This is a genomic window from Streptomyces sp. SID5464, assembly GCF_009862985.1.
In the GTDB taxonomy this organism is placed as follows: Bacteria; Actinomycetota; Actinomycetes; order Streptomycetales; family Streptomycetaceae; genus Streptomyces; species Streptomyces chartreusis_D.
On the sequence record NZ_WWIQ01000076.1, the window covers coordinates 102,268 to 102,570 of the forward strand.

Genomic DNA, 303 nt, shown 5'->3' on the forward strand with positions numbered 1-303 from the left:
CGCGCGTCCACGTCGATCTTCCGCGACAGGTCGCCCTGCGCCACGGCCGTCGCGACCTGGGCGATGTTGCGCACCTGGGAGGTGAGGTTGTCGGCCATCGAGTTGACGTTGTCCGTCAGGTCCCGCCAGACGCCGGAGACGCCCAGCACCTGGGCCCGGCCGCCGAGCCGGCCGTCGGTGCCGACCTCGCGGGCGACGCGCGTGACCTCGTCGGCGAAGGCGCGCAGCTGCTCCACCATCGTGTTGACGGTGTCCTTGAGCTCGAGGATCTCGCCGCGGGCGTCGACCGTGATCTTCTTCGAC

At 71.0% G+C, this 303-nt stretch carries 1 protein-coding gene; it reads right to left on the reverse strand.

Annotation, left to right across the window (positions count from 1 at the left end):
* Positions 1 to 303, reverse strand: a 303-nt coding sequence (locus GTY47_RS37870) for a HAMP domain-containing protein (RefSeq protein WP_010042024.1), incomplete at both ends; no start/stop codon positions are given.